21 protein-coding genes and 1 pseudogene are annotated in these 25383 nt (G+C 59.6%); 9 read left to right on the top strand and 13 right to left on the bottom strand.

Annotated features, from left to right (window positions below; all coding sequences use genetic code 11):
* Together ACIOU6_RS24755 and ACIOU6_RS24750 are read left to right on the top strand one after the other, a co-directional pair.
* Nucleotides 1–1327, top strand: a 1327-nt coding sequence (locus ACIOU6_RS24755; RefSeq protein WP_401139172.1) for a glutamine synthetase family protein, incomplete at its 5' end; no start/stop codon positions are given.
* A 251-nt stretch (nt 1328–1578) separates the two neighbouring features.
* A complete protein-coding gene (locus tag ACIOU6_RS24750) occupies nt 1579–2211 on the top strand; it encodes a TetR/AcrR family transcriptional regulator (protein WP_221734045.1) in 633 nt (210 codons plus the stop codon).
* Between the two features lie 110 nt (nt 2212–2321).
* On the opposite strand, the gene ACIOU6_RS24745 is transcribed toward ACIOU6_RS24750, so the two are convergent.
* The 11 genes from ACIOU6_RS24745 to argE all read right to left on the bottom strand — a co-directional run bounded on the left by ACIOU6_RS24745 (nt 2322) and on the right by argE (nt 14650).
* A complete protein-coding gene (locus ACIOU6_RS24745; protein WP_003229256.1) occupies nt 2322–2537 on the bottom strand; it encodes a molybdopterin-binding protein in 216 nt (71 codons plus the stop codon).
* 27 nt (nt 2538–2564) lie between these two features.
* Complete coding sequence (ssuB, locus tag ACIOU6_RS24740) at nt 2565–3371, bottom strand: aliphatic sulfonates ABC transporter ATP-binding protein (RefSeq protein WP_221734046.1); 807 nt, start codon at nt 3369–3371, stop codon at nt 2565–2567.
* Nucleotides 3368–4150, bottom strand: coding sequence for an aliphatic sulfonate ABC transporter permease SsuC (gene ssuC, locus ACIOU6_RS24735; protein ID WP_221734047.1), 783 nt, complete (start codon nt 4148–4150; stop codon nt 3368–3370). The genes ssuB and ssuC overlap by 4 nt, the downstream gene beginning before the upstream one ends.
* On the bottom strand, nt 4147–5307 hold the full coding sequence (gene ssuD / locus ACIOU6_RS24730) for an FMNH2-dependent alkanesulfonate monooxygenase (protein ID WP_401139169.1): 1161 nt from the start codon (nt 5305–5307) through the stop codon (nt 4147–4149). Before ssuD ends, ssuC begins: the two co-directional genes overlap by 4 nt.
* A gap of 25 nt (nt 5308–5332) precedes the next feature.
* Nucleotides 5333–6313 carry a sulfonate ABC transporter substrate-binding protein gene (locus ACIOU6_RS24725; protein ID WP_401139167.1) on the bottom strand — a complete coding sequence of 327 codons (981 nt, stop codon included), beginning with the start codon at nt 6311–6313 and terminating at the stop codon, nt 5333–5335.
* Between the two features lie 101 nt (nt 6314–6414).
* Nucleotides 6415–7008, bottom strand: a complete 594-nt coding sequence (ssuE, locus tag ACIOU6_RS24720; protein WP_221734050.1) for an NADPH-dependent FMN reductase — start codon at nt 7006–7008, stop codon at nt 6415–6417.
* A gap of 338 nt (nt 7009–7346) precedes the next feature.
* Entirely contained in the window at nt 7347–7985 is a 639-nt protein-coding gene (locus ACIOU6_RS24715; protein ID WP_221734051.1) for a peroxiredoxin, read from the bottom strand.
* A gap of 297 nt (nt 7986–8282) precedes the next feature.
* Nucleotides 8283–9629: an OprD family porin gene (locus tag ACIOU6_RS24710; RefSeq protein ID WP_221734052.1), complete on the bottom strand. Its 1347-nt coding sequence runs from the start codon at nt 9627–9629 to the stop codon at nt 8283–8285.
* Between the two features lie 411 nt (nt 9630–10040).
* On the bottom strand, nt 10041–11366 hold the full coding sequence (locus tag ACIOU6_RS24705; RefSeq protein WP_221734053.1) for an OprD family porin: 1326 nt from the start codon (nt 11364–11366) through the stop codon (nt 10041–10043).
* Between the two features lie 562 nt (nt 11367–11928).
* The gene (gene argA / locus ACIOU6_RS24700) at nt 11929–13230 is read right to left on the bottom strand and encodes an amino-acid N-acetyltransferase (RefSeq protein ID WP_221734054.1); all 1302 of its coding nucleotides are present in this window, start codon (nt 13228–13230) and stop codon (nt 11929–11931) included.
* Between the two features lie 265 nt (nt 13231–13495).
* A complete protein-coding gene (gene argE, locus ACIOU6_RS24695) occupies nt 13496–14650 on the bottom strand; it encodes an acetylornithine deacetylase (RefSeq protein ID WP_401139164.1) in 1155 nt (384 codons plus the stop codon).
* Between the two features lie 156 nt (nt 14651–14806).
* Between argE and ACIOU6_RS24690 the strand changes: the two genes are divergently transcribed.
* Nucleotides 14807–16177 carry an inorganic triphosphatase gene (locus tag ACIOU6_RS24690; RefSeq protein ID WP_221734056.1) on the top strand — a complete coding sequence of 457 codons (1371 nt, stop codon included), beginning with the start codon at nt 14807–14809 and terminating at the stop codon, nt 16175–16177.
* Nucleotides 16178–16274: 97 nt separating this feature from the next.
* Here ACIOU6_RS24690 and ACIOU6_RS24685 read toward each other — a convergent pair whose 3' ends face one another.
* A complete protein-coding gene (locus tag ACIOU6_RS24685; protein WP_221734057.1) occupies nt 16275–16739 on the bottom strand; it encodes an Lrp/AsnC family transcriptional regulator in 465 nt (154 codons plus the stop codon).
* A gap of 126 nt (nt 16740–16865) precedes the next feature.
* Here ACIOU6_RS24685 and ACIOU6_RS24680 point away from each other — a divergent pair, with 126 nt between their 5' ends.
* The 5 genes and pseudogenes from ACIOU6_RS24680 (at nt 16866) to ACIOU6_RS24660 (ending at nt 20926) form a co-directional block, all read left to right on the top strand.
* On the top strand, nt 16866–17204 hold the full coding sequence (locus ACIOU6_RS24680) for a hypothetical protein (RefSeq protein ID WP_401139162.1): 339 nt from the start codon (nt 16866–16868) through the stop codon (nt 17202–17204).
* A gap of 92 nt (nt 17205–17296) precedes the next feature.
* Nucleotides 17297–19081 (top strand): GspE/PulE family protein, encoded by a 1785-nt coding sequence (locus ACIOU6_RS24675; protein WP_221734059.1) that lies wholly within the window; start codon nt 17297–17299, stop codon nt 19079–19081.
* A gap of 91 nt (nt 19082–19172) precedes the next feature.
* A pseudogene (locus tag ACIOU6_RS24670) lies at nt 19173–20092 on the top strand (SPFH domain-containing protein).
* A 3-nt stretch (nt 20093–20095) separates the two neighbouring features.
* Nucleotides 20096–20539, top strand: coding sequence for an NfeD family protein (locus ACIOU6_RS24665; protein ID WP_221734060.1), 444 nt, complete (start codon nt 20096–20098; stop codon nt 20537–20539).
* 66 nt (nt 20540–20605) lie between these two features.
* On the top strand, nt 20606–20926 hold the full coding sequence (locus ACIOU6_RS24660; protein ID WP_169843014.1) for a DUF2388 domain-containing protein: 321 nt from the start codon (nt 20606–20608) through the stop codon (nt 20924–20926).
* 182 nt (nt 20927–21108) lie between these two features.
* On the opposite strand, the gene gcvP is transcribed toward ACIOU6_RS24660, so the two are convergent.
* Nucleotides 21109–23982 carry an aminomethyl-transferring glycine dehydrogenase gene (gcvP, locus tag ACIOU6_RS24655; RefSeq protein WP_401139160.1) on the bottom strand — a complete coding sequence of 958 codons (2874 nt, stop codon included), beginning with the start codon at nt 23980–23982 and terminating at the stop codon, nt 21109–21111.
* Between the two features lie 158 nt (nt 23983–24140).
* On the opposite strand from gcvP, the gene ACIOU6_RS24650 reads away from it, so the two are divergent.
* Nucleotides 24141–25283: a DegT/DnrJ/EryC1/StrS family aminotransferase gene (locus tag ACIOU6_RS24650; protein WP_401139158.1), complete on the top strand. Its 1143-nt coding sequence runs from the start codon at nt 24141–24143 to the stop codon at nt 25281–25283.
* Nucleotides 25284–25383: the final 100 nt, after the last annotated feature.

Genomic DNA, 25383 nt, shown 5'->3' with positions numbered 1-25383 from the left:
TACGGCCCAACCTGAGGTACGGTACGTTGACCTTCTGAGTGCGGCTCTGCATGGTGTGCTGCGCGGCTCGCGCAAAGCACGCACCAGCCTCCACAAGGTTTACGAGAAAGGCATCAACCTGCCGGCCTCTCTATTTGCTCTGGATATCAACGGTTCGACGGTGGAAAGCACCGGTCTGGGCCTGGACATCGGCGACGCCGATCGTATCTGCTATCCAATCCCCGACACCCTGTGCAACGAGCCTTGGCAGAAGCGCCCGACCGCGCAACTGTTGATGACCATGCACGAACTGGAAGGTGATCCGTTCTTCGCCGATCCGCGCGAAGTGCTCCGTCAAGTTGTTGCAAAGTTTGACGAGATGGGCTTGACCATCTGCGCTGCATTCGAACTCGAGTTCTACCTGATCGACCAGGAAAACGTGAACGGCCGTCCACAGCCGCCACGCTCGCCGATCTCCGGTAAGCGCCCGCACTCGACGCAGGTTTACCTGATCGACGACCTCGACGAATACGTCGACTGCCTCCAGGACATTCTGGAAGGCGCCAAAGAGCAAGGCATCCCGGCCGACGCCATCGTCAAGGAAAGTGCCCCGGCGCAGTTCGAAGTGAACCTGCACCACGTCGCCGACCCGATCAAGGCATGCGATTACGCTGTATTGCTCAAGCGTCTGATCAAGAACATCGCCTACGACCATGAAATGGACACCACCTTCATGGCCAAGCCTTACCCGGGCCAGGCAGGCAACGGTTTGCACGTCCACATTTCGATTCTTGATAAAGATGGCAAAAACATTTTTGCCAGCGAGGATCCCGAGCAGAACGCCGCACTGCGTCACGCGATCGGCGGTGTGCTCGAGACCCTACCGGCGCAGATGGCTTTCCTCTGCCCGAACGTCAACTCCTACCGTCGTTTCGGCGCACAGTTCTACGTGCCGAACTCGCCGTGCTGGGGCCTGGACAACCGCACCGTGGCAATTCGTGTACCGACCGGCTCTTCCGATGCCGTGCGTATTGAACACCGCGTGGCCGGTGCCGATGCCAACCCGTACCTGCTGATGGCTTCGGTACTGGCAGGCGTGCATCACGGCCTGACCAACAAGATCGAGCCGGGCGCGCCCGTCGAAGGCAACAGCTACGAGCAGAACGAGCAAAGCCTGCCGAACAACTTGCGCGATGCCCTGCGCGAGCTGGACGACAGCGAGGTAATGGCCAAGTACATCGATCCGAAATACATCGATATCTTCGTCGCCTGTAAAGAGAGCGAGCTGGAGGAGTTCGAACACTCCATCTCCGACCTCGAGTACAACTGGTACCTGCATACCGTTTAAGCGGTTGTGGCGCTAAAAGAAACGCCGTTGGCTATTGCAGCCAACGGCGTTTTTTTATGGCCAGCACCCTCGGGATTAATAGCCACCTTCGGCGGTTCGGGAGCAAGCCCCCTCCCACAGAGGGTCTCCAGTGAACATGACTGGTGAGAACACAGAGATCAACTGTGGGAGGGGGCTCGCGCCCTAAGGCGTCCTGGCAGACAACACACACACTGGCTCGTACAATGCCCGCTGCCCCGCAGGAGACTTCCATGACGCGACCCGCCCCCATTCGCAAACCCCGCGCCCGCAGTCAGGCACGGATCGATTCGATACTCGACGCCGCGCGCACGCTGCTGGCCGCCGAGGGTGTGGCCAGTCTGTCGATCTACAGCGTGGCCGAGCGCGCACAGATTCCGCCCTCCTCCGTTTACCACTTTTTCGCCAGCGTCCCGGCGCTGCTCGAAGCACTGACGGCCGATGTACACGCGGCATTCCGCGCCTGCCTGCAAGCGCCGATCGACCATGAAACCCTGCGCGACTGGCGTGACCTCTCACGGTTGGTCGAACAACGGATGCTGGAGATCTACGACGAGGACGCCGCGGCACGCCAACTGATCCTCGCCCAGCACGGTCTTACCGAAGTCACCCAAGCCGACCGGCAACACGACCTCGAACTGGGCGACCTGATGCACAAGCTGTTCGAGCATCATTTCGAATTGCCGAGACTGCCGGAAGATGTCGATGTGTTTGCCCTGGCGATGGAGCTGGGTGACCGCGTCTATGCGCGCTCGGTGCAGCAACACGGACAGATCACACCGCGCATGGCTGAAGAAGGGATGCGGGTGTTCGATGCCTATATCGGTTTGTATTTACCGCCCTATCTGCCCAAGAGAATTCTCTAGCGCCCTCTTCGCGAGCACGCCCGCTCCCACATTTGGAATGCGATCCCTGTGGGCGCGGGCGTGCTCGCGAAGGCCGCGCCGCAGATTTCAAGCCAGGTACAAACAACGGCTTACAACTTGGCGATCGACACTTCGGTGGATTTCACAAAGGCAATCACCTCGCTGCCGACCACCAGTTCCAGCTCCTTGACCGAGCGGGTGGTGATCACCGAAGTAACGATACCCGAAGCGGTCTGCACGTCGATTTCCGACAGTACGTCGCCAAGGACGATTTCCTTGATCGAGCCTTTGAACTGGTTACGCACGTTGATGGCTTTGATAGTCATGGCAATGATTCCTGTCGTTTGCTTGAGTTATTGCGCCCAACGCAGTTGCGTAGGCAGTGGTGAAACAGGTTCCGGCGCCGGCGGTTCGCCAGGCAGGGAGAGAACGCGGTTGAGCACTTCGGTTTCCAGTGCGGCCAGCCTGTGCGAACCGCGCACCCTCGGGCGCGGCAGTTCCACAGGCAGATCGAGACCGACTTCGCCGTCCTCGATCAGAATCACGCGGTCGGCAATCGCCACCGCTTCGCAGACATCGTGGGTCACCAGCAACACGGTGAAACCATGCTGCTGCCAGAGGCGTTCGATCAGTTGCTGCATCTCGATCCGGGTCAGCGCATCCAGCGCGCCGAGCGGCTCGTCGAGCAACAACAGGCGCGGCTGGTGGATCAGCGCCCGGGCCAGCGCGACACGCTGCTTTTGCCCTCCGGACAAAGCTGCCGGCCATTCGTTGGCACGATCCGCCAGCCCGACCGCATCCAGTGCTTCGAGCGCCTTGGGACGCCAGTTGCCCGCAAGACCGAGGCCAACGTTGTCGATGATCTTTTTCCACGGCAGCAGCCGTGCTTCCTGGAACATCAGCCGGGTGTCTTCCCGCGCATCGCTGAGCGGCGCGCAGCCCGCAAGCAAGTCGCCGCCAGTCGGTTGATCGAGCCCGGCGAGCAGGCGCAGCAAGGTACTTTTGCCGCAACCACTGCGCCCGACCACCGCGACGAACTGCCCCGCCGGAATGTGCAGATCGATGTCACGCAAAACCTGGCGTGAACCGAAGGTCTTTTGCAGGTTGCGCACCGCCAGCGGTATACCGCGCAGCAGGCGTGGAGGTTGTTGAGCCGTCATGCTGCACCTCCCTTGGCAACCTGATAGGCCGGATGCCAACGCAGCCACACACGTTCAAGTCCACGGGCCGCGAGGTCGGCGAGTTTGCCGAGCACCGCGTAAAGCAGGATCGCCAGGACCACCACGTCAGTCTGCAAGAACTCCCGGGCGTTCATCGCCAGATAGCCGATGCCGGAACTGGCCGAAATGGTTTCAGCGACGATCAGCGTCAGCCACATGAAGCCCAGCGCGAAGCGCACCCCGACCAGAATCGAAGGCAACGCGCCCGGCAGAATCACCTGCCAGAACAGGCTGAAACCGGACAAGCCATAACTGCGCGCCATCTCCACCAGCGCCGGGTCGACATTGCGAATGCCGTGGTAGGTGTTGAGGTAGATCGGAAACAGCGTGCCCAGCGCCACCAGAAAAATTTTCGCCGACTCATCGATGCCGAACCACAGGATCACCAGCGGAATCAGCGCCAGATGCGGCACGTTGCGGATCATCTGCACCGAGCTGTCGAGCAGGCGCTCGCCCCACGTCGACAGACCGGTGATGAAACCCAGCACCAGACCGATGCTGCCACCAAGGGTGAAACCGAGTGCCGCGCGCCAACCACTGATCGCCAAGTGCGTCCAGATTTGACCGCTGCGCACCAGGCTCACGCCGGCCTCGATCACCGCCACCGGTGCCGGCAGAATCCGTGTCGACAACCAACCGGCCGACACCGACAACTGCCACACCGCCAACAACAACACCGGCAACGCCCAGGGTGCGAGGCTGTGGATAATTTTCTTCATGGCGCGCCCAAGCTTTGCGACGCGGCTTTGGGAAGAATGTCGTTAGCGACCATCTCACCGAACGGACTGACATAACCGGCGCTTTTCGGCAGTTCCGGGCGCTCGATGTCCAGGTGCGGAAACAGCAGTTCCGCCACGCGATACGACTCTTCGAGGTGTGGATAACCGGAGAAGATGAACGTATCGATGCCCAGATCCGCATATTCCTTCACGCGTGCCGCCACAGTCGGGCCATCGCCGACCAGCGCCGTCCCGGCCCCGCCGCGCACCAGACCGACACCGGCCCACAGGTTTGGGCTGACTACGAGGTTGTCGCGACTGCCGCCATGCAATGCCGCCATGCGTTGCTGACCGACCGAATCGAAACGCGCCAGCGAAGCTTGAGCACGGGCGATGGTGTCGTCGTCCAGATGCGAGATCAAGCGATCCGCCGCTTGCCACGCTTCGGCGTTGCTTTCACGGACGATCACATGCAGACGAATGCCGAAGCGCACGGTACGTCCGAGCTTGGCCGCTTTGGCGCGCACCTGTTCAATCTTCTCGGCCACTGCCGCTGGCGGCTCGCCCCAGGTCAGCACCATTTCAACCTGCTCGGCAGCCAGGTCCTGCGCTGCTTCCGACGAGCCGCCGAAGTACAGCGGCGGACGCGGTTGCTGGATCGGCGGATAGAGCAGCTTGGCGCCCTTCACACTGATGTGCTGTCCGTCGTAGTCCACGGTTTCGCCTTCCAGCACGCGGCGCCAGATGCGGGTGAATTCCACCGAGGCCTGATAGCGCTCTTCGTGACTGAGGAACAAACCGTCACCGGCCAGTTCTTCCGGGTCACCGCCGGTCACCAGGTTAAACAACGCGCGGCCGCCAGAGAGGCGATCCAGCGTCGCGGCCTGGCGCGCCGCCACCGTCGGGGAAATGATCCCGGGGCGCAGGGCGACGAGGAACTTCAGACGCTGGGTCACCGGGATCAGCGACGCCGCCACCAACCAGGAGTCCTCGCAGGAACGCCCGGTGGGAATCAGCACACCGCCAAAACCCAGGCGATCCGCCGCTTGCGCGACCTGTTGCAGATAACCGTGGTCGACGGCGCGGGCGCCTTCGGCGGTGCCCAGGTAATGGCCGTCGCCGTGGGTAGGCAAGAACCAGAAGATATTGAGGCTCATGGAGTGGTCTCCTTGGAAATTGGAATTACTGGGCTTGGCTGACTGAGCGTTGGGCCACGGCGGGCGGAGGGGTCCAGATCACGTCCTTGACGCTCAACGGCTTGGGAATCAGCTTGAGCTGGAAGAACGTGTCGGCGATTTTCTGTTGTGCGGCAACCACGTCAGGGGTCAGGAACAGCGCCCCAAAACCCTGGCGCTTCATCGACGTCAGGGTGATATCCGCCGGCAGCCCGAGCAGCGGCGCAACCTGTTGGGTCACCTCTTCAGGGTTGGCCTTGGACCATTGACCCACGGCACGCACCTCCTCGATGAGGGCTTTGATCACCTCGGGATGTTTGTGCGCGTAAGGCTTGGTCGCGAGATAGAACTGGTGGTTGTCGACAATGCCTTTGCCGTCACGCAGGGTGTGCGCCTGCAGCTGTTTTTCGGCGGCGGCCTGGTACGGGTCCCAGATGACCCAAGCGTCGACACTGCCACGCTCGAACGCCGCACGCGCATCGGCTGGCGGCAGGAATACGGTCTGAACGTCGGTGTATTTGAGGCCGGCGTCTTCCAGGGCACGCACCAGCAGGTAGTGAACGTTGGAGCCTTTGTTCAGGACGACTTTCTTGCCCTTGAGATCGGCCACCGATTTGATTGGCGAGTCTTTCGGCACCAGGATCGCTTCGCTATTCGGCGCTGGCGGCTCGTAAGCGACATAGAGCAGATCGGCGCCGGCGGCTTGAGCGAAGACAGGAGGGGTTTCGCCCGTGACGCCAAAGTCGATCGAGCCGACGTTCAGGCCTTCCAGCAGTTGTGGACCGCCGGGGAATTCAGTCCATTGCACGTCCACGCCTTGGGCGGCGAGGCGTTTTTCCAGGGTTCCTTTCGCTTTGAGCAGCACCAGCGTGCCGTACTTCTGATAACCGATCCGCAAAGTCTCGGCTTGAGCTTGAGTGATAGCGCCGAAGGTGACAGCCGCAGCAAACAGAGCGACCAGACCACGACGCAAAAATACAGTGCGCATAGCGCTCTCCTTTTTGCTGTTGGGTTTTGGCTGCACCTGCTTGCCCGTTGGCGGGCGAGTAAGGCGAGTACTTCAGATTTCGATGTATCTGGAAAATCGGCTCAAATGCTCCAGCGAGCACTCAACAAACGCTCATTCAACAGGCCCGGCTCCAGCGGTTTTGGTCGGCGGGCGATGGCGCTGACAAACTGCTCCAGCGCTTCATGCAGACGCTGCTCCAGCGCCGGAGCCAAGTGCGCCCCGGCACTGCCTTCGCCGTAAGCGATCTGGCTGTCCTCGGCAAAAATCCCTTGCAGCATTTCTTGGGCTTTCAATGCCGACAGCACAGGCTTGAGGGCGTAATCGACCACCAGCATGTGGGCGATGCTGCCGCCCGTGGCCATCGGCAAAACAACCTTGTGGTGCAAGGCGCGCTCGGGCAGCAGGTCCAGTAAGGTCTTCAAGGCACCGGAAAACGAAGCCTTGTAAACGGGCGTTGCGATCAGCAGGCCATCGGCGTTTTCAATCTGCGCCAGCAGGTCGAGCACCTTCGGGCTGTCGAAACGGGCGTGGAGCAAATCTTCGGCGGGAAAGTCCCGCACCTGATAACTCACCACTTCCACCCCTTGCGCCTGCAACCAGCGTTGCGAGCGCTCCAGCAGCACCCCGGAACGGGAGCGCAGGCTGGGACTGCCACCGAGAGAGACGACCAGCATTGAGACCATTCCTTAAGCGTTACAGGCGATTCGCAGGATGCGATCTCGCGTCGATGTGAGTGACCTTACCAGTTGATTTATATATCCATAAATCATATTTATTCATTTGGTTATGCACTTTAGAGCTATGCGATTGACGTTCCCCCAGGCAAAAAAACAGGCCGTCAAACGGCCTGAAATCCCCTGCTGTTGGGTGCTAAAAATACTGAATCCTGTGCTGATTGAACTGACGCCTTCGCGAGCAAGCCCGCTCCCACAGGGGGGGGGAACGCATTTCAAAATGTGGGAGAAGGCTTGCTCGCGAAAGCGGTAGCGGCTGCACTGCAAACTTCATTGATTCACTTGTTCGGCTGCGGCGTCAGGCGCAGGTACGGTTTCACCGCGCGATAGCCTTTCGGGAAGCGCCGCTTGATCTCGTCTTCATCCTTGAGCGACGGCACGATCACCACCTCATCACCGTCCTGCCAGTTGGCCGGTGTGGCCACTTTGTAGTTGTCGGTGAGTTGCAGCGAATCGATCACCCGCAAAATCTCGTGGAAGTTGCGCCCGGTGCTCGCTGGGTAGGTGATGGTCAGACGAATCTTCTTGTTCGGATCAATCACGAACAGCGAGCGCACGGTCAAGGTGTCGCTGGCGTTCGGGTGGATCAGGTCATACAAGTCCGACACCTTGCGATCGGCATCGGCCAGGATCGGGAAGTTGACGAGGGTGTTCTGGGTTTCGTTGATGTCTTCGATCCACTTTTGATGCGAATCCACCGGGTCGACCGACAGTGCGATGGCTTTGACGCCGCGTTTGCTGAACTCGTCCTTGAGCTTGGCGGTAAAGCCCAACTCAGTGGTGCACACCGGGGTGAAGTCCGCCGGGTGAGAGAACAGCACGCCCCAGCTATCACCCAGCCATTCGTGGAAACGAATCTTGCCAGCGCTGGAGTCTTGTTCGAAATCGGGGGCGATGTCGCCGAGTCTGAGGCTCATGGTGCTGCTCCTGATCAATGTTTGGAGACCTAAACTGTAGCTCGGCTTTCGTCCTTTAATAAAAGAATAAATAAGAAGATATCAATACCAAAAAAGAATATTAAACATCGTTCACTGGACGCTCGAGGGCATCGCGCCGAACATCGCTCGCAAGGTTCGAGAAGGCCTTGAGTAGCTGCAAGAGAGTGGAACTTCGGGGAGGGCTTACGGGGGTGAGTCTGACTCGAAAACGCAAAAGCCCCGTCCAGCGCGATGCCGGACGGGGCTTTTTTTACTTCAGCGAATCGAGACGCGCGATTACAGCAGCGGGATCGAGTAGCTGACGATCAGGCGGTTTTCATCCTGGTCACGCTGACCTGGGATGTCGTTGCGCCACATAGCGTTTTTCCACATTACGCCAACGTTCTTCAGCGGGCCTTCTGGTACGACGTAACCGATGGTCAGGTCGCGTTCCCACTCGGAGTTGCCATGGCCGTTTTCACGGCCATTTTTACCCACGGTGTCGATATTATCGCCACGCAGGTAAACCACACCCGCGGTCAGGCCAGGCACGCCAACCTTGGCGAAGTCATAGGAGTAGCGAGCCTGCCACGTACGTTCGCCAGCACGGGCAAACTTGGCGATCTGCATGTCGGTGGTGATGTAAGCCGAGGAACCATCACCCTGGTTCAGCCAAGGGAAGTCACTGCTGCCGTTGCTGACCTGGTAGCCGCCACCGAAGGTATGACCTTCAACGCTATACAGGAACAAGCCGCTGTAAAGGTTGTTGTCGACTTTGCCCTTACCCGCATTGAAACCGGTGTAGTTACCGTTACTGAAATAAGCCGAGTCGTGGCCATTCAACCCGTCATCGGAGCTGTTGAAATAACGCAAGTCCGATTTCAACACGCCAGGGCCGATTGCCCAGTTGTGAACCAGGCCCAGGAAGTGCTGTTTGTAGAAGTCTTCCAGATTGCCGTAGTAGTACTGGGCAGTCAGGTCTTTGGTGATTTTGTAATCACCACCGGCGTAGATGAACTTGTTGCTGTTAGCCGTACGAGCACTTGCACCGCCAATGGCCATGTTCTCGTTATTGCTGGAGTTACGCCCCTTCACAGCTTCGATCTGACCGCCAATCAGCGTCAGGTCTTTGATCTCGTTGGACGTGATCTGGCCACCTTGAAAGGTTTGCGGCAGCAGACGGCCATCGTTGGTCACGATGACTGGCAGCTTTGGCTGCAGGGTGCCGAGCTTCAGTTCAGTCTGGGAGATCTTGGCTTTGGCAGTCAGGCCCAGGCTGGAGAAGTTGTTAACCGCTTTGCCATTGGACTCACTTGGGAAAACCGTGCCGCCGTACGACGTGCTGCTGGTTGCCCCATTGGTGCCGCCACCCGAATCCAGACGCACGCCCAACAGGCCGATGGCATCGATACCGAAACCGACGGTGCCTTGGGTGTAACCGGAGATGAAGCGCAGATCGAAGCCTTGGCCCCATTCTTCAGCTTTGCTCTGGGTGGAGTGAGCACCCGAGTCACGGTTATCGTTATTGATGTAGAAGTTACGCAGCCCCAAAGTAGCTTTGCTGTCTTCGATGAAACCGGCGGCGCCTGCCTGCTGCGCCAAAACCCCTACGGCCACAGCCAGGGCCAAGGTGGACTTGTTCATGTATCGCTCCTATCGTTTCTAGTTCTTTTGTTGGCGGTTGCGGATCGATTGTCCGCAATCCTCAACGTGTGATTCGCGGCTGGCCGTTTACCCCCCAGCCAAAGCCGCGGAAGAATACCCCTGCATAATCCCAAAAAGAATTGTTCAACTCTTTTTCATAGCGTTAGGGCATATGCAAACGCACCACCGATCCGAGGTATCGGCTGAAGCGCCGATTCCTGAATATCAGGATTGTCGAGGGACAAAATTGCCAAAACACCGGGCAGATCACCGGCTCCGAACGGGCTCACTTTAGACCCCAGCATAAAAAGCCAAAAAGAATAAAAAACAATTAGAAACTCTAATTAAGGAATATCAAAAAAAGCGCAAAAAAAACCTCGCCAAAGGGCGAGGTTCTTTTTCGAGGACTTTTTACATGAAGCTATAGGTGTAGTTGAAGATCAGACGCGTCTGATCCTGGCTGGCGATGCCGGTACCGCTGCCACGGTAAGTACCATGACGCACCGTCGTGCCAAACCCTTTCAGAGCACCTTGCTGAATGGTGTAGTCCACACGCAGGTCACGTTCCCACTCGGACTGATCGGCGCCACCGTTCTTGGCTTTGATGTCATCACCGTACAAGTAGGCAACCGAGGCTTTCAGGCCAGGCACGCCCAGCGCAGCGAAGTCATAGCTGTATTGACCGAACGTGGTGTTTTCACCGGCACGAATGAAGCTGTTGACCATCGCATCAGTGAACAGGTAGAAGCTCGCGCCCCCAGCACCTTCGTTACGACCATTGCCATCGACCACGTTGCCTTGGTTCAGGAAGACGAAACCACCGTCATCGTTGACGCGCTGATGACCCACCAGGAAGGCACTGCCACCCAAGGTGTAGGTGAACATCGCACTCCAGGTTTTGTTGTCAACTTCACCGGCGTTCTTGGCATAGCCACCGTTGTTGTTGAACTGATAGCCGGCTTCGCCGTTCTTGCCGTCGGAGCTGCTGTCGAAATAGCGGATATCGGTCTTGAACGACTGGTTGGTGCTGATCGGAAGAACGTGCACCAGGCCGAAGAAGTTCTGCTTGTAATAATCCTGCAGGTTCGAGTGGTAGTACTGCAGGGTCAGGTCTTTGGTGACCTTCCAGTCAGCACCGGCATAGCGGAACTGATTGCTGTCCTGCGTACCACCGGCCACGGCCAGGCCGGTACTGTTTGACGAGGCGCGACCCACCGCGTGCTCGAGCTGACCGGCGTTGAAGGTGACGTTGTCGATTTCCTTGGAGGTGATCGTGCCACCCTCGAAGGTTTGAGGCAGCAGACGGCTATCGTTCGCGACCAGAATCGGCAAGCTAGGTTGCAGCGCGCCACCCAAGTGAGCTTCGGTCTTGGACAGACGTGCCTTGACGTTACCTGCAATGCGGCTCCACGACTGCGTGGCCGAGCCGTCGGAATCACTTGGATTGAACGAATTATTGTTTGGGTGATGACCACGGCCACCGTCCAGGTGAATACCGCTGAGCGCCTGGACATCAAGACCAAAACCGACCGTGCCTTGAGTGAAACCGGACAGGTAATCAAACTTGAAGCCTTGCGCGGCTTCTTTCTGATCCGATCCGCCGTCACGATTGTCGGCATTGAAGTACATGGTGCGAGAACTGACGGACGCCTTGCTGTCTTCGATGAAACCCGCGGCGCCTGCCTGCTGCGCCAAAACCCCTACGGCCACAGCCACGGCCAAAGTGGACTTATTCATTGTTAAGCTCCTCTCGTTTCTAATTCTTGTTTTCCTGGCCCGGATCGATGCCCGAGTCCGAAGGTTCGCGATTAGCGCCAGAGCGTGACCCACAAGTCAATCGTAACTTTGTGTGTCTACGACCATGGTCTAATCTCCGGTTTTTTGGTCCATGCAGGTTCATGAATTCGTCATGAACCTGAAAAGAATGGATACCTTCTTTTCTAATACCCTTTAGGAATTTAAACCCCGCATTTGCGCGCTATGGTGCTCCCCACGACAACGCGCCAGTCAATTCCTGAAGGGTATTAAGAGCGTCCTGTTTAGTCCGTTTTGCACTGAAGCAATCCAGACACAATTCCGTCACCCCAACAGCCAACCCAGCGCACTATCCGGGTCAATTGTTACAGTTTGTGTATCGGGAGATTTTTTCCGCTCACAGCGCAGCCGCCGTCCTTGCCGGCATGACCCGGCTCGATTCAGACGTCGTTTTCAGTGGTGGGAAATCAGGAGGAGAGTGTCAGAAGAAATACGATGAGGTGGGGAGCTTGCAGCCTGTACCGGCTCCCCACACCCTGATGAATCAAAGCGTCTTTTCGAAGATCTTCGAATTACGCTGAAAGTTGTACAACGAGGCCCGCGCTGCCGGCAGACGCTCAACGCTGCTTGGCTCAAACCCACGCTCACGGAACCAGTGCGCAGTGCGCGTGGTGAGGACGAACAATGTCTTCAAGCCTTGGGCCCGGGCACGAGTCTCGATGCGCTCCAGCAGTTCATCACCGCGACCGCCATGGCGGTACTCCGGGTTTACTGCCAGGCAGGCCAGTTCGCCGGCATCCGACTCGGCAATCTGATACAGCGCCGCACAGGCGATGATCATGCCTTCACGCTCGACCACGCTGAACTGCTCGATCTCGCGCTCCAGCACTTCGCGCGAACGACGCACCAGAATGCCTTGCTCTTCCAGCGGGCTGATCAGGTCGAGCAAGCCGCCGACGTCTTCAATCGCCGCCTCGCGTACCAGCTCGAATTGCTCCTGGGCCACCAACGTACCGCCACCGTCACGGGTGAACAGTTCGGTCAGCAGCGCGCCGTTCTCGACGTAACTGACGATATGGCTGCGCGCCACGCCTCCACGGCAGGCTTCAGCGGCGGCATCCAGCAACTCCGCCTGATAATTGCTGTTGCCCAGACGCTGCAAATGCGCCGGCACTTGCTGCGGGCGCAGTTCACGCACCAGTTTGCCGTTCTCGTCGATCAGACCGAGGTCAGCGCCAAACAACAGTAACTTGTCGGCGCCCAGGTCAATGGCGGCGCGGGTAGCCACGTCTTCGCAAGCCAGATTGAAAATCTCGCCGGTCGGCGAATACCCCAGCGGCGACAGCAACACAATCGAACGCTCGTCCAGCAAACGGTTGATGCCCTTGCGGTCGACCCGGCGCACTTCGCCGGTGTGGTGATAGTCGACCCCTTCCAGCACACCGATAGGCCGCGCGGTAACGAGATTGCCGCTGGCCACGCGCAGACGCGAGCCTTGCATGGGCGAGGAAGCCATGTCCATCGACAGGCGCGCTTCGATGGCGATCCGAAGTTGGCCAACGGCGTCGATCACACATTCCAGCGTCGCCGCATCGGTGATGCGCATGCCGTGGTGGTAATGCGGAGTCAGGCCGCGAGCGGCGAGGCGGGTTTCAATCTGCGGACGCGAACCGTGCACCAGCACCAAACGCACGCCGAGGCTGTGCAGCAGCACGATGTCGTGGACGATGTTGCCGAAATTCGGATGCTCAACGCCGTCGCCGGGCAGCATGACGACGAAGGTGCAATCACGGTGGGCATTGATGTAAGGGGACGCGTGACGAAGCCAATTAACGTATTCGGGCATGAACCTGGGCCTGTAATAAATAGCAGCCGGAAAAAGGGCGAAACGGAAAACGCACAGCGGGCTGGTGGTTATCGTCGGAACAGGCTTGGCGACACGCGCGTTCTCCTCATGAATACGGGTTGGGGTGCTGGCAATTTACAGCGTTTGATCGGGCAAAACACAGTCCCCTGTGGGAGCGGGCTCGCTCGCGAAAGCGGTGTATCAGGTACATCACTATCGACTGACACACCGCTTTCGCGAGCAAACCCGCTCCCACAAGGGGAAATCAGGGTTTGTCCGGGCTCAGGCAGTAATGTTCAATCAACTGTCGCAATAGATGCACGGTAGGCTGCAAACGTGACATTTCAAGGTACTCGCCGGGCTGATGCGCACAGGCGATGTCGCCGGGGCCGAGCACGATGGTTTCGCAGCCCAGGCGCTGAAGATAAGGCGCTTCGGTGCCAAACGCTACTGCTTCGGCACGGTGACCGGTGAGCTTTTCGGCAATACGCACCAATTCGACATCTTCAGCCTGCTCGAACGGCGGGACCTCCGGAAACAACGGTTTGTAGTCGATCTTCACCTGATGCCGTTCGGCGACCGGGTTGAGCTTGCGCAGAATCTCGGCGCGCAGCACTTTCGGGTCCATGCCCGGCAACGGGCGCAAGTCGAATTCCAGGGAACACTGGCCGCAGATACGGTTGGGGTTGTCGCCGCCATGGATGCAACCGAAGTTCATCGTCGGTTGCGGCACGCTGAACTGTGGGTTGTTGAATTCACGCTGCCACAACAGGCGCAAGCCACGCAGTTCGCCAATGGCATCGTGCATCGCTTCGAGGGCGCTGTGGCCCAGACGCGGATCCGACGAATGGCCGCTCTGCCCGAGAATGTCGATGCGCTCCATCATGATGCCTTTGTGCATGCGGATCGGCTTGAGCCCGGTCGGCTCGCCGATCACGGCAGCACGGCCCAGCGGCCGCCCAGCCTCGGCCAGCGCACGGGCGCCGGACATCGAGCTCTCTTCATCGCAAGTGGCGAGGATCAGCAGCGGTTGCTTGAACGGTTGGTCGAGCAGCGGCAGCACAGCTTCGATGATCAGGGCGAAGAAGCCCTTCATGTCACAACTGCCCAAACCGACCCAGCGGCCATCGACTTCGGTGAGTGTCAGAGGATCGGTCTGCCACAACGCATCGTCGTACGGCACCGTGTCGCTGTGCCCGGCCAGCACCAGCCCGCCGGGGCCGCTGCCGAAACTGGCGAGCAGGTTGAATTTGCCGGGGCTGACCTGCTGGATATCGCAACTGAAGCCCAGATCACCCAGCCATCCGGCGAGCAGATCGATGACCGCCCGATTGGACTGATCCAGGCTCGGTTGGGTGCAGCTGACCGACGGCGCGGCAATCAGCGCAGCGAACTGGTCTTTCATGGACGGCAAAGGCATCGCTGACTCCAACTCCCGAATTGAAGTCCATCATAGAACCATCCGGCGCCAGGAATAAACCGCCGCAGGGCGTAGGACGAATCAGTCCTGTACACTGCACGACCTTGGCAGCCACACATTCCCCCGGCTGCGCTCCCGATCCTGGATTTTCCGGCCATGCAGAAAGAAACCGAAATCAAACTCCGCGTCAGCCGCGAAACCCTCGCTGCCCTGCGCGAGCACCCGCTACTGAAAAAACGCAACAAAAGTGGCTGGGAACGCCGTGAGTTGATGAACCAATACTTCGACACCCCGGAGCGCGACCTGGCCCAGGCCAAAGTCGCCCTGCGCCTGCGCAAGGATGGCGATGAGGTGATTCAGACCCTCAAGACCCGTGGCCAGAGCGTTGCCGGTCTGTCCGAGCGTAACGAATACGACTGGAACCTGCCCAAAGCCAAGCTCGACGTGAAGAAACTCGACGGCGAATGCTGGCCCGAGGAACTGGCCGAACTGGACAAGAAAACCCTGAAGCCGATCTTCACCACCGATTTCGTCCGCGAGCGCGCCGAAATCGCCTGGGGCCGTGGCAAGAGCAAAGTGGTCATCGAAGCCGCGCTGGATCTGGGCCACGTCGTGGTCGGCAAACAGAAAGAAGAAATCTGCGAGCTGGAGCTGGAGCTGCGCGAAGGCGAGCCTGCCGCGCTGCTGGAACTGGCCGCCGAACTGGCTGAAACCCTGGCCCTGATGCCGTGCGACATCAGCAAGGCCGAGCGAGGCTACCGTCTATATGACGCCAACAGCTACTCGCTGAGCCTGCCGGCGCCGCAACTGACAACCGAAACGCCACTGGACGACGCCTTCGCCGCGCTGTGCTGGCACTTGCTCGGCAGCAGCCAGCGTCTGGCTGAACAGTACCGTTTCAACGGTCACTGGCGCCTGTTGCTGGACTGGGTCGAAAACCTGGCGGAAATGCGCGCCCTGCTCAGCAGCCTCGGTCAGGCTGCGCCGCGTCCGTCGACCCACGACCTGCGCGTCGCCCTCGATGCACTGCTGGAGGACTGGCGTCCGCTGGTTCAGGCCGGTATCGAAGACGAAGACGTGCGCAAAGCCGCGCCGGAGCAGTTCCTCGAAGAACTCCAAGACCCGCGCTGGGGCCTGTTCTCGCTGAACACCTCGCGCTGGTTGCTGGCCCGCACCTGGACCGCCGAGCGCAACACGCGCGGTAATCGTCAGGGTGGTGCGCAGTTGCACAGTTGGTTGCCGCGCCTGTTGGGCGAAGAAGCCACGTCCCTGCAATTGCAGCGCTATCAGCAACAGCCGGAAGATCTGGCCGAGCAACTGCCGCGTATCGAGCGCATTCAGGTCTGGCTGCACCACGCGCGCAACGTGCTGGAGATCCCGGAAATGGATCGCCTGTACGGCGAGCTGAACAAACTGGCGCAACTGGCCAACGAGCCGACCATCACTGACGAATTGCTCGATGCGCGCAAGCAGCAGGCGATTGCGGTTTATCAGAATCGCGCGTGGAAAATGTTGCTGCGCATGTAACACCGCTTTCGCGAGCAGGCTCGCTCCCACAGGGAAACTCATTCCAAATGTGGGAGCGAGCCTGCTCGCGAAGAGGCCATTACAGACGCCTGAAAACTCAAACCGGCAGGCTCGTTGTGGACTTGATCTCCGACAACGCCACAATCGAGTTCACTTCCTGAATCCCCGGCACCAGCGACAGCTTCTCGAAGAAGAACCGCTCATACGCCTCGATGTCCGCCGCAACAATGCGCAGCAGAAAGTCGACCGCACCCATCAGCACATAACACTCCAGCACTTGCGGAAAACCACGAATCGCTTCGGTGAATTCGGTGAAGTTCGAACGCCCGTGCGCATTGAGTTTGATCTCGGCAAAGATCTGCGTGTTCAGGCCTATTTTCTTGCGATCCAGCAACGTCACCTGTCCGCGAATGATCCCTTCCTCCTTCATCCGCTGAATCCGCCGCCAGCACGGTGATTGCGACAGCCCCACCTGTTCGGCGATCTGCGCACTGGACAGCGAAGCGTCCTCTTGCAGCAGGGCGAGAATCTTGCGGTCGTAGCCGTCCAGTTCGCTATGCATAAAAAAACCTCAAATAGACCAATTTGCGAATTGATCTTCCCGACCATCCGCCAATAGCGCCCATCATAGATAAGAAATACCCGGCACCGAATGTAAAAATTCCTCCAGTGATTTTGGAGACTCGTCATGCCGCACCTCGAAGCCGTAACCCCCCTACCCGCCCGCGCCGACGTCTGGAGCGTCAGCAACGCCCATTGCCTGGCGCACTATCAGATCCTCGCCGAGGCCGAGCCGGATTTGCTGGTGCGAGTGCTGAACCTGTTCGCACTGCAATTGCTCACGCCCGAGCAGGTCAACGTGCAGCGGCTGGACGATCTGCTGTCGATCGACCTGATCATGGGCGGCCTGAGCTGGCATCGCGCTCAGGTCATCGCGGAAAAACTTCGTAACCTGATCAGCGTCTGCTCGGTGAATCTGCAAAACGCCGACAGCGCGTGGGATGCGCCAGCGCAGGCTGCCGGCTGACAAATCCGGCAACGGCTTCATCGGGTAGTGGCCCAACGGTCTGCCGGGCCGCGACTATCCTTTGGCGCAACGTCGCTTAAAAGGAAGCCCGCATGTCCGTTCAACTCGCTATTCAGGACCGCTGGCTGGAACTCAACGATGTGCTGCGTGAACTGGTCGCCCAAGGCTTCATCAGCCAGAACTCGGCGGAGCAGGCGCTGAATGCGCGCCGCCGTCATGCTGCCCATGGCCAGATGCATCCACTGGAATTCATCGCCAGCCAACAACTGGACGACCTCAGCCGTCCGGGCAAGCACCTCGATCTGGAAAGCCTGACCCTATGGCTGGCGCAGCAGGCCGGGCAGCCGTACCTGCGCATCGACCCGCTGAAGATCAACGTCGCCGCCATCACCCCGCTGATGTCCTACGCCTTCGCCCAACGGCACAAGATCCTCGCCGTAGGAATCGACCGCGACTCGGTGACCGTGGCCAGCGCCCAGCCCTATGTAAACGGCTGGGAAGCCGACCTGACCCATGTCTTGAAGCTGCCGATCAAACGGGTGGTCGCCAACCCGGTAGATATCCAGCGCTTCAGCGTCGAGTTCTTTCGCTTGGCCAAATCGGTCAGCGGCGCGAGCAGTGGCGATCAGCAGAACGGTAACCTGGGCAATTTCGAGCAACTGCTCAACCTCGGTGCCAGCGATCAGGAGCCGGACGCCAACGATGCGCACATCGTCAACATCGTCGACTGGCTGTTCCAGTACGCCTTTCAACAGCGCGCCAGTGATATCCACATCGAACCGCGCCGCGAGCAAGGCACGGTACGTTTTCGCATCGATGGGGTGCTGCACAACGTCTATCAATTCCCGCCGCAGGTGACGATGGCGATTGTCAGCCGCCTGAAAAGCCTCGGCCGGATGAACGTCGCCGAAAAGCGCAAACCCCAGGACGGCCGGGTCAAGACCAAGACCCCAGACGGCGGCGAAGTCGAGTTGCGGTTATCAACGCTGCCCACCGCGTTTGGCGAAAAAATGGTCATGCGGATCTTCGACCCGGAAGTGCTGCTCAAGAACTTCGATCAGTTGGGTTTTTCCGCCGACGACCTGCGCCGCTGGCAGGACATGACCCGACAGCCCAACGGCATCATTCTGGTCACCGGGCCGACCGGTTCGGGCAAGACCACCACGCTGTACACCACGCTGAAGAAACTGGCGACGCCGGAGGTCAACCTCTGCACCATCGAAGACCCCATCGAAATGGTCGAGCCGGCATTCAACCAGATGCAGGTGCAGCACAACATCGATCTGAGTTTCGCCGCCGGGGTGCGCGCGCTGATGCGGCAAGACCCGGACATCATCATGATCGGCGAGATCCGCGACCTCGAAACCGCCGAAATGGCGATTCAGGCTGCGCTGACCGGGCACTTGGTGCTGTCGACCTTGCACACCAATGACGCACCGAGTGCGATCAGCCGCTTGCTTGAACTGGGTGTACCGCATTACTTGATCAAAGCCACCGTTCTCGGGGTCATGGCCCAGCGTCTGGTGCGCACCTTGTGCCCGCACTGCAAGGCGCCGCTGACGCTCGAAGATGAGGACTGGCAAACCCTGACCCGCCCCTGGCAGGCGCCGCTGCCGGGCAGTGCCCATCGCGCCATCGGTTGCCTGGAGTGCCGCGACACCGGTTATCGCGGCCGCGCGGGGGTTTACGAAATCATGCAACTGAGCGACAGCCTCAAAGCCTTCATCACCCCGGACACCGACCTCACGGCGATCCGCCGCCAAGCGTTCAAGGAAGGCATGCGCAGCTTGCGCCTGTCCGGCGCACAGAAAGTGGCGGCAGGGCTGACGACGATTGAGGAGGTGCTGCGGGTGACGCCGCAGAGTGAGCACAAATAATCAGATTGCCATCAAGCTGTTCTTAAGCCCGGGCCACGCCGTTACACTGGCGCCATCGCAACCCCATTGATCCATCCAACAAGGAATCGTTATGCAGACCGGAAGTGTGCTTTTACTGTTTGTGGCCCTGGCAATCGCCATTCTGTTCATGGGTTTCAAAGTCGTGCCGCAGGTTTCGAGTGGACGGTCGAACGCTTCGGGCGCTAAACCAACACCCTCAAACCTGGGCTGAACATCATCATTCCGGTGATGGATCGTATCGGTCGCAAGATCAACGTGATGGAAAGCGTGCTGGATATCCCGCCCCAGGAAGTCATCACCTCCGATAACGCCACGGTGCAGATCGACGCCGTGTGTTTCTTCCAGGTGGTCAACACGGCCCAGGCCGCCTACGAGGTGAACAACCTCGAACACGCCATTCGCAATTTGCTACAGACCAACATCCGCACCGTGCTCGGCTCCATGGAGCTGGACGCCATGCTCAGCCAGCGTGACAACATCAACGAACGGCTGCTGCGCACCGTCGACGAAGCCACCGCCCCATGGGGCATTAAAATCACCCGGATCGAAATAAAGGACATCAGCCCGCCCGCTGACCTGATGGCTGCCATGTCCGGTCAAATGAAAGCCGAACGTATCAAACGTGCGCAGATCCTCGAAGCCGAAGGCCTGCGAGCCTCGGCGATCCTCACCGCAGAAGGCAAGAAGCAGGCGCAGATTCTGGAAGCCGAAGGTAGCCGTCAGGCCGCGTTTCTTGAATCCGAAGCCCGCGAGCGTCAGGCCGAAGCCGAAGCCCAGGCGACCAAAGTGGTGTCCGAAGCCATCGCCGGCGGCAACGTACAAGCAGTCAACTATTTCGTCGCGCAGAAATACATCGACGCACTGGGCAAACTGGCCTCGGCCAACAACAGCAAAGTCATCCTCATGCCACTGGAAGCCAGTTCGATGATCGGCGCGGTGGGTGGGATTACCGAAATTGTCAAAGCGACTTTTGACGGCAAGAAGGTCTGAGTCATGCCGACCGAACTGTTCACCTTCTGGAGCTGGCTGGGGCTGGGCACCGTGTTGCTGATCCTCGAAGTGTTCGGGGCTGGCGGCTATCTGCTGTGGATCGGCATGGCGGCTGCCGCTGTCGGGGTCACAACGTTTGTCTTGCCGACGCTGCCGTGGGAAATCCAGCTGGTGCTGTTTGCGCTGTTTTCGATCCTGACCGCGCTGTATTGGTGGCGACGCCAACGCACCGCGGTGCGTCGCAGTGATCAACCACTCCTGAACCTGCGGGGGCAGGAATTGATCGGCAACGTGTTCGTGGTCAGCGAAGCGATTGCCGACGGTCACGGCAAGATCAAGGTTGCTGATGGCGTGTGGATCGCCAGAGGGCCTGACACACCGGTTGGCGAGCGTGTTCGCGTGACCGGGCAACAAGGCGCGATTTTGTTGGTTGAGCATGCCGAATGATTGCGTACGGAACCGGATCGGGAAAATGACGATCCAACGCCGTAGTTAACCCCCAGGAGTCACCTCATCATGCGTCTCAAACTTGCTGTCGCCACGCTGGCCTTGCTGTCCCTTCCCGTTGGTTCGGCCATGGCGGACAGCTTTTGGCGTAACGTCATTTCGTCCGGTGCTACCACCGGTTCGACTTACCTGACCTTCAAGGATCACAAATTGATCGTCGCGGCACAGGACGATGCCGGCAGTTTCGTTGCCAGTGACGGCGGCATTCGCGGTCCGTATCTGGAAGCAGCGATGCAGAAAGTCCGCGCCGACAACCCGGGCCTGCAAGCGACGGACATGGAATTGGCGAATGCGATTCTGGCGAAGAACGCCGTGGCTTCCGAATAAGCCTTTCGCCCACAAAAATGCCGCTCGATTGAGCGGTATTTTTTTGCTCGCTATTTCAGATTCACCACAGAACCCTGTGGGAGCGGGCTTGCTCGCGAAGGCGTCAGTCCAGCCAACCTTTCTACTGACTGACACACCGCTTTCACGAGCAGGCCCACAGTGGATCCGGTTCAACCGTCAGTTCAGCGGTACTCATCCACCGGCACGCAGGCGCAAAACAGATTGCGATCCCCGTAAACGTTGTCCACACGATTCACCGCCGGCCAATACTTGTGCGCTTTGGTATGCGCATCCGGGGTGATGCCCTGCTCGATGCTATAGGGCCGTTCCCACACCCCGGTGACATCCGCCAACGTATGCGGTGCGCGTTTGAGCGGGTTGTCTTCGGCCGGCCAATTGCCGTTCTGCACTTCGCTGATTTCGGCGCGGATGCTCAGCATCGCGCCGATGAAGCGGTCCAGTTCAGCCTTGGATTCACTCTCAGTCGGTTCAACCATCAACGTACCCGGCACCGGGAACGACATGGTCGGCGCATGAAAACCGTAGTCCATCAAACGCTTGGCGACGTCTTCCTCGCTGATACCGGTCTGCGCTTTCAGTGGCCGCAAATCGAGAATGCATTCATGGGCCACCCGACCGTTGCGTCCGGTGTACAGCACCGGGAACGCACCGGATAAATGCTGGGCCAGATAATTCGCCGCCAGAATCGCCACCTCGCTGGCGTCCGCCAGTTGCGGCCCCATCATCGCGATGTACATCCAACTGATGGGCAGAATGCTCGCACTGCCCCACGGCGCCGCGCTCACGGCGCCGTTCTGCGCCATTGGCCCGTCAATCGGCACCACCGGATGATTGGCGACGAACGGCGCCAAGTGCGCGCGAATGCCGATCGGCCCCATACCCGGCCCGCCACCGCCATGGGGAATGCAAAAAGTCTTATGCAAATTCATGTGCGAGACATCGGCGCCGATGTCCGCCGGCCGCGTCAGTCCAACCTGCGCATTCAGATTGGCGCCATCCATGTACACCTGACCGCCGTGCTTGTGGATAACCTCGCAAATCTCGCTGATGCCCTCCTCGTAGACGCCTTGGGTCGACGGGTAGGTCGCCATCAGGCAGGACAGCTTATTCCCGGCCTCGGCGGCTTTGGCCTTCAAGTCCTCCAGATCGACGTTACCCGCGTCATCACATTCGACGATCACCACGCGCATCCCGGCCATCTGCGCCGAGGCCGGGTTGGTGCCGTGGGCCGAGGAAGGAATCAGGCAGATATCCCGCGCGCCCTGTTGGCGACTCTCGTGATACTTGCGGATCGCCAGCAGCCCGGCGTACTCGCCCTGGGCGCCGGAGTTGGGCTGCATACAGATCGCATCGAAGCCGGTGATAGCGCACAGCCAGCGTTCCAGTTCTTCGATCATCAGCGTGTAACCGACGGCCTGCTCTCGCGGTGCAAACGGATGCAGATGAGCGAACGACGGCCAGGTGATCGGGATCATCTCGCTGGTGGCGTTGAGCTTCATGGTGCAGGAGCCCAGCGGGATCATCGACTGGTTGAGCGCCAGATCCTTGTTCTCCAGTTGCTTGAGGTAACGCAGCATCTCGGTTTCGCTGTGATGGGCGTTGAACACCGGATGGCGCAGGTAAGGTGTGTTGCGCTGGAGAGTGACGGGAATGCCGCAAACCAGCACTTCAGCGTCGAGATCGTCAACGATCAGCCCATGATCGGCACCCAGCAGCACATCAAAAAGTTTGGCGACGGTGCGTTCATCACAGGTTTCATCGAGGCTCAGACCGACTCGGCCACGGCCAAGAATCCTCAGGTTGATCTGCGCAGCCTGAGCACTTTCGATGATCGCGGTTTGCGCGCCGCCCACCTCCAGCGTCAGCGTGTCGAAAAACTGTGTGTTGACCCGGTTGATGCCGTGACGCTCAAGACCGGCGGCAAGAATGCAGGTCAGCCGATGCACGCGCTGGGCGATCCGTTTCAAACCTTCCGGCCCGTGATAGACCGCATAGAAACTGGCGATGTTGGCCAGGAGAACCTGCGCGGTGCAGATATTCGAGTTGGCCTTCTCGCGGCGGATATGTTGTTCGCGGGTTTGCAGGGCCATGCGCAACGCCACGTTGCCCCGGGCGTCTTTCGACACCCCGATGATCCGCCCGGGAATCGCCCGTTTGTATGCCTCGCGACTGGCAAAAAACGCGGCGTGCGGGCCGCCGTACCCCATGGGCACGCCAAAGCGCTGGGATGAGCCGAACACCACATCCGCGCCCAGTTCACCCGGCGGCGTCAGCAACAGCAAACTCAGTAAATCGGTGGCGACGCAGGCCAGTGCCTGTTGCGCATGCAGGTGATCGATCAACGGCCGCAGATCACGGATCTCGCCGTGCGTGTCGGGGTATTGCAGCAGCGCACCAAACACCTGGTGCTGCTTCAAGTTATCCACAGCGTCGACGATCACTTCAAACCCAAAGCCCTCGGCGCGGGTCTGCACCACGGAAAGGGTTTGTGGATGACAGTTTTCGTCGACGAAAAACAGATTGCTCTTGGACTTCGCCACGCGCTTGGCCAACGCCATGGCTTCCGCTGCCGCCGTGGCTTCGTCGAGCAGCGAGGCATTGGCCAGTTCGAGGCCGGTGAGGTCGATGGTCAGTTGCTGGAAATTCAGCAGCGCTTCGAGCCGGCCTTGGGCGATCTCCGGTTGATAGGGCGTGTACGCGGTGTACCAGCCGGGATTTTCCAGCACGTTGCGCAGGATGACGGTCGGCGTGAGGGTGCCGTGGTAGCCCATTCCGATCAGGCTGGTCCAGACCTGATTTTGCTCGGCATAACCGTGCAATTTGGCCAGCGCCGCTTGCTCATCGAGGGCTGGCGGCAAATCCAGCGCACGATTGAGGCGGATACTCGGCGGCACGGTTTGCTCGATCAGTTCGATCCGACTGCCGAGCCCCAGGCTGTCGAGCATCGCCTGCTGCTCGGCGGCATCGGGGCCCAAGTGACGGCGCAGGAAGGCATCTGGATCACGTAACTGGCTCAGGGACGGCAACTGGGACATGACGGGCTCTCTCTTGGCTGGCGCTCGGCGTCAATGCAACACGGTCAAACCAGCATAGCAGTCGATATCGACGCGCACGGCTTGGCGCCGACGGCGGTTTCGGGCCATGCTGTGGCGCGCCTGCCTCAGGCATCCAACCAGCGGATGATCGACGCCCCATGAGCCAACTGCCATTCCTGCCGTTTTCCAAACCCGTTATCGATGAAGCAACGATTGCCGCTGTAGGCGACGTGCTGCGCTCCGGCTGGATTACCAGCGGGCCGAAAGTTCAGGCCTTTGAAGCGCAGCTTTCGGAATACTTTGGCGGGCGCCCGGTGCGCACGTTCAACTCCGGCACCTGCACCATGGAAATCGCCTTGCGCATTGCCGGCATCGGCCCGGGCGACGAGGTGATCACCACACCGATTTCCTGGGTGGCCACGGCCAATGTAATCCTTGAAGTCGGCGCCACGCCTGTGTTTGCCGACATCGACCCGATAACCCGCAACATCGACCTGGATCAACTCGAAGCCGCCATTACACCGCGGACCAAAGCGGTGATTGCGGTGTATCTGGCCGGTTTGCCAGTGGACATGGATCGCCTGTACGCCATCGCCGCCAAACACAATCTGCGCATTGTCGAAGACGCGGCTCAGGCCCTGGGTTCGCGCTGGAGTGGCCAACGCATTGGCGCGACTGGCGACTTCGTGTCGTTCAGCTTTCAGGCGAACAAGAATGTGACCTGCTCCGAGGGCGGTTGCCTGGTGCTGAACACGCCCGAGGAAGCACGGCTGGCGGAGAAGTACCGCTTGCAGGGCGTGACCCGCAATGGTTTCGATGGTCTGGACGTCGACGTGCTCGGTGGCAAATTCAACATGACCGACATCGCCGCCGCCATTGGCCTTGGTCAATTCGCCCATATCGAGGCGTTGACCGCCCATCGGCGTGAACTGGCCCGACACTATTTCAAATGCTTCGGCGAGGATTTCGAAACCACCTATGGCGCGCAATTACCGCCCGCGGATTTCGAGAACAGCAACTGGCACCTGTTCCAGTTGGTATTGCCGGAGCGCAAGGATGGCTTGCCGGCGCGAGCCACGTTCATGGAGCAGATGCAGGCAAAAGGCATCGGGATCGGCTATCACTACCCGCCGATCCACTTGTTGAGCCTGTACCGCGAGCGCGGTTTCCAGGAAGGCATGTTGCCAGTGGCGGAGCGTGTGGGACGGCTGATTGTGTCGCTGCCGATGTTCACCACCATGACCAGGGAAGATGTCGAGCGCTCGGTGGCGGCAGTGAAAGCAGTGTTGGGCGGCGCCTGACGATCACCATCGAGTAGGAGGCGGATTCACATCCGCCGTCCTCTCACACCACCGTACGTACGGTTCCGTATACGGCGGTTCAGGTTATACGGTTAAGTCG

This window comes from Pseudomonas sp. NPDC087615, assembly GCF_044743445.1.
GTDB classification, from domain to species: domain Bacteria; phylum Pseudomonadota; class Gammaproteobacteria; order Pseudomonadales; family Pseudomonadaceae; genus Aquipseudomonas; species Aquipseudomonas baetica_A.
The sequence above is the reverse complement of the archived record's forward strand: the minus strand, read 5'-3'. Positions and strand labels throughout refer to the sequence as shown.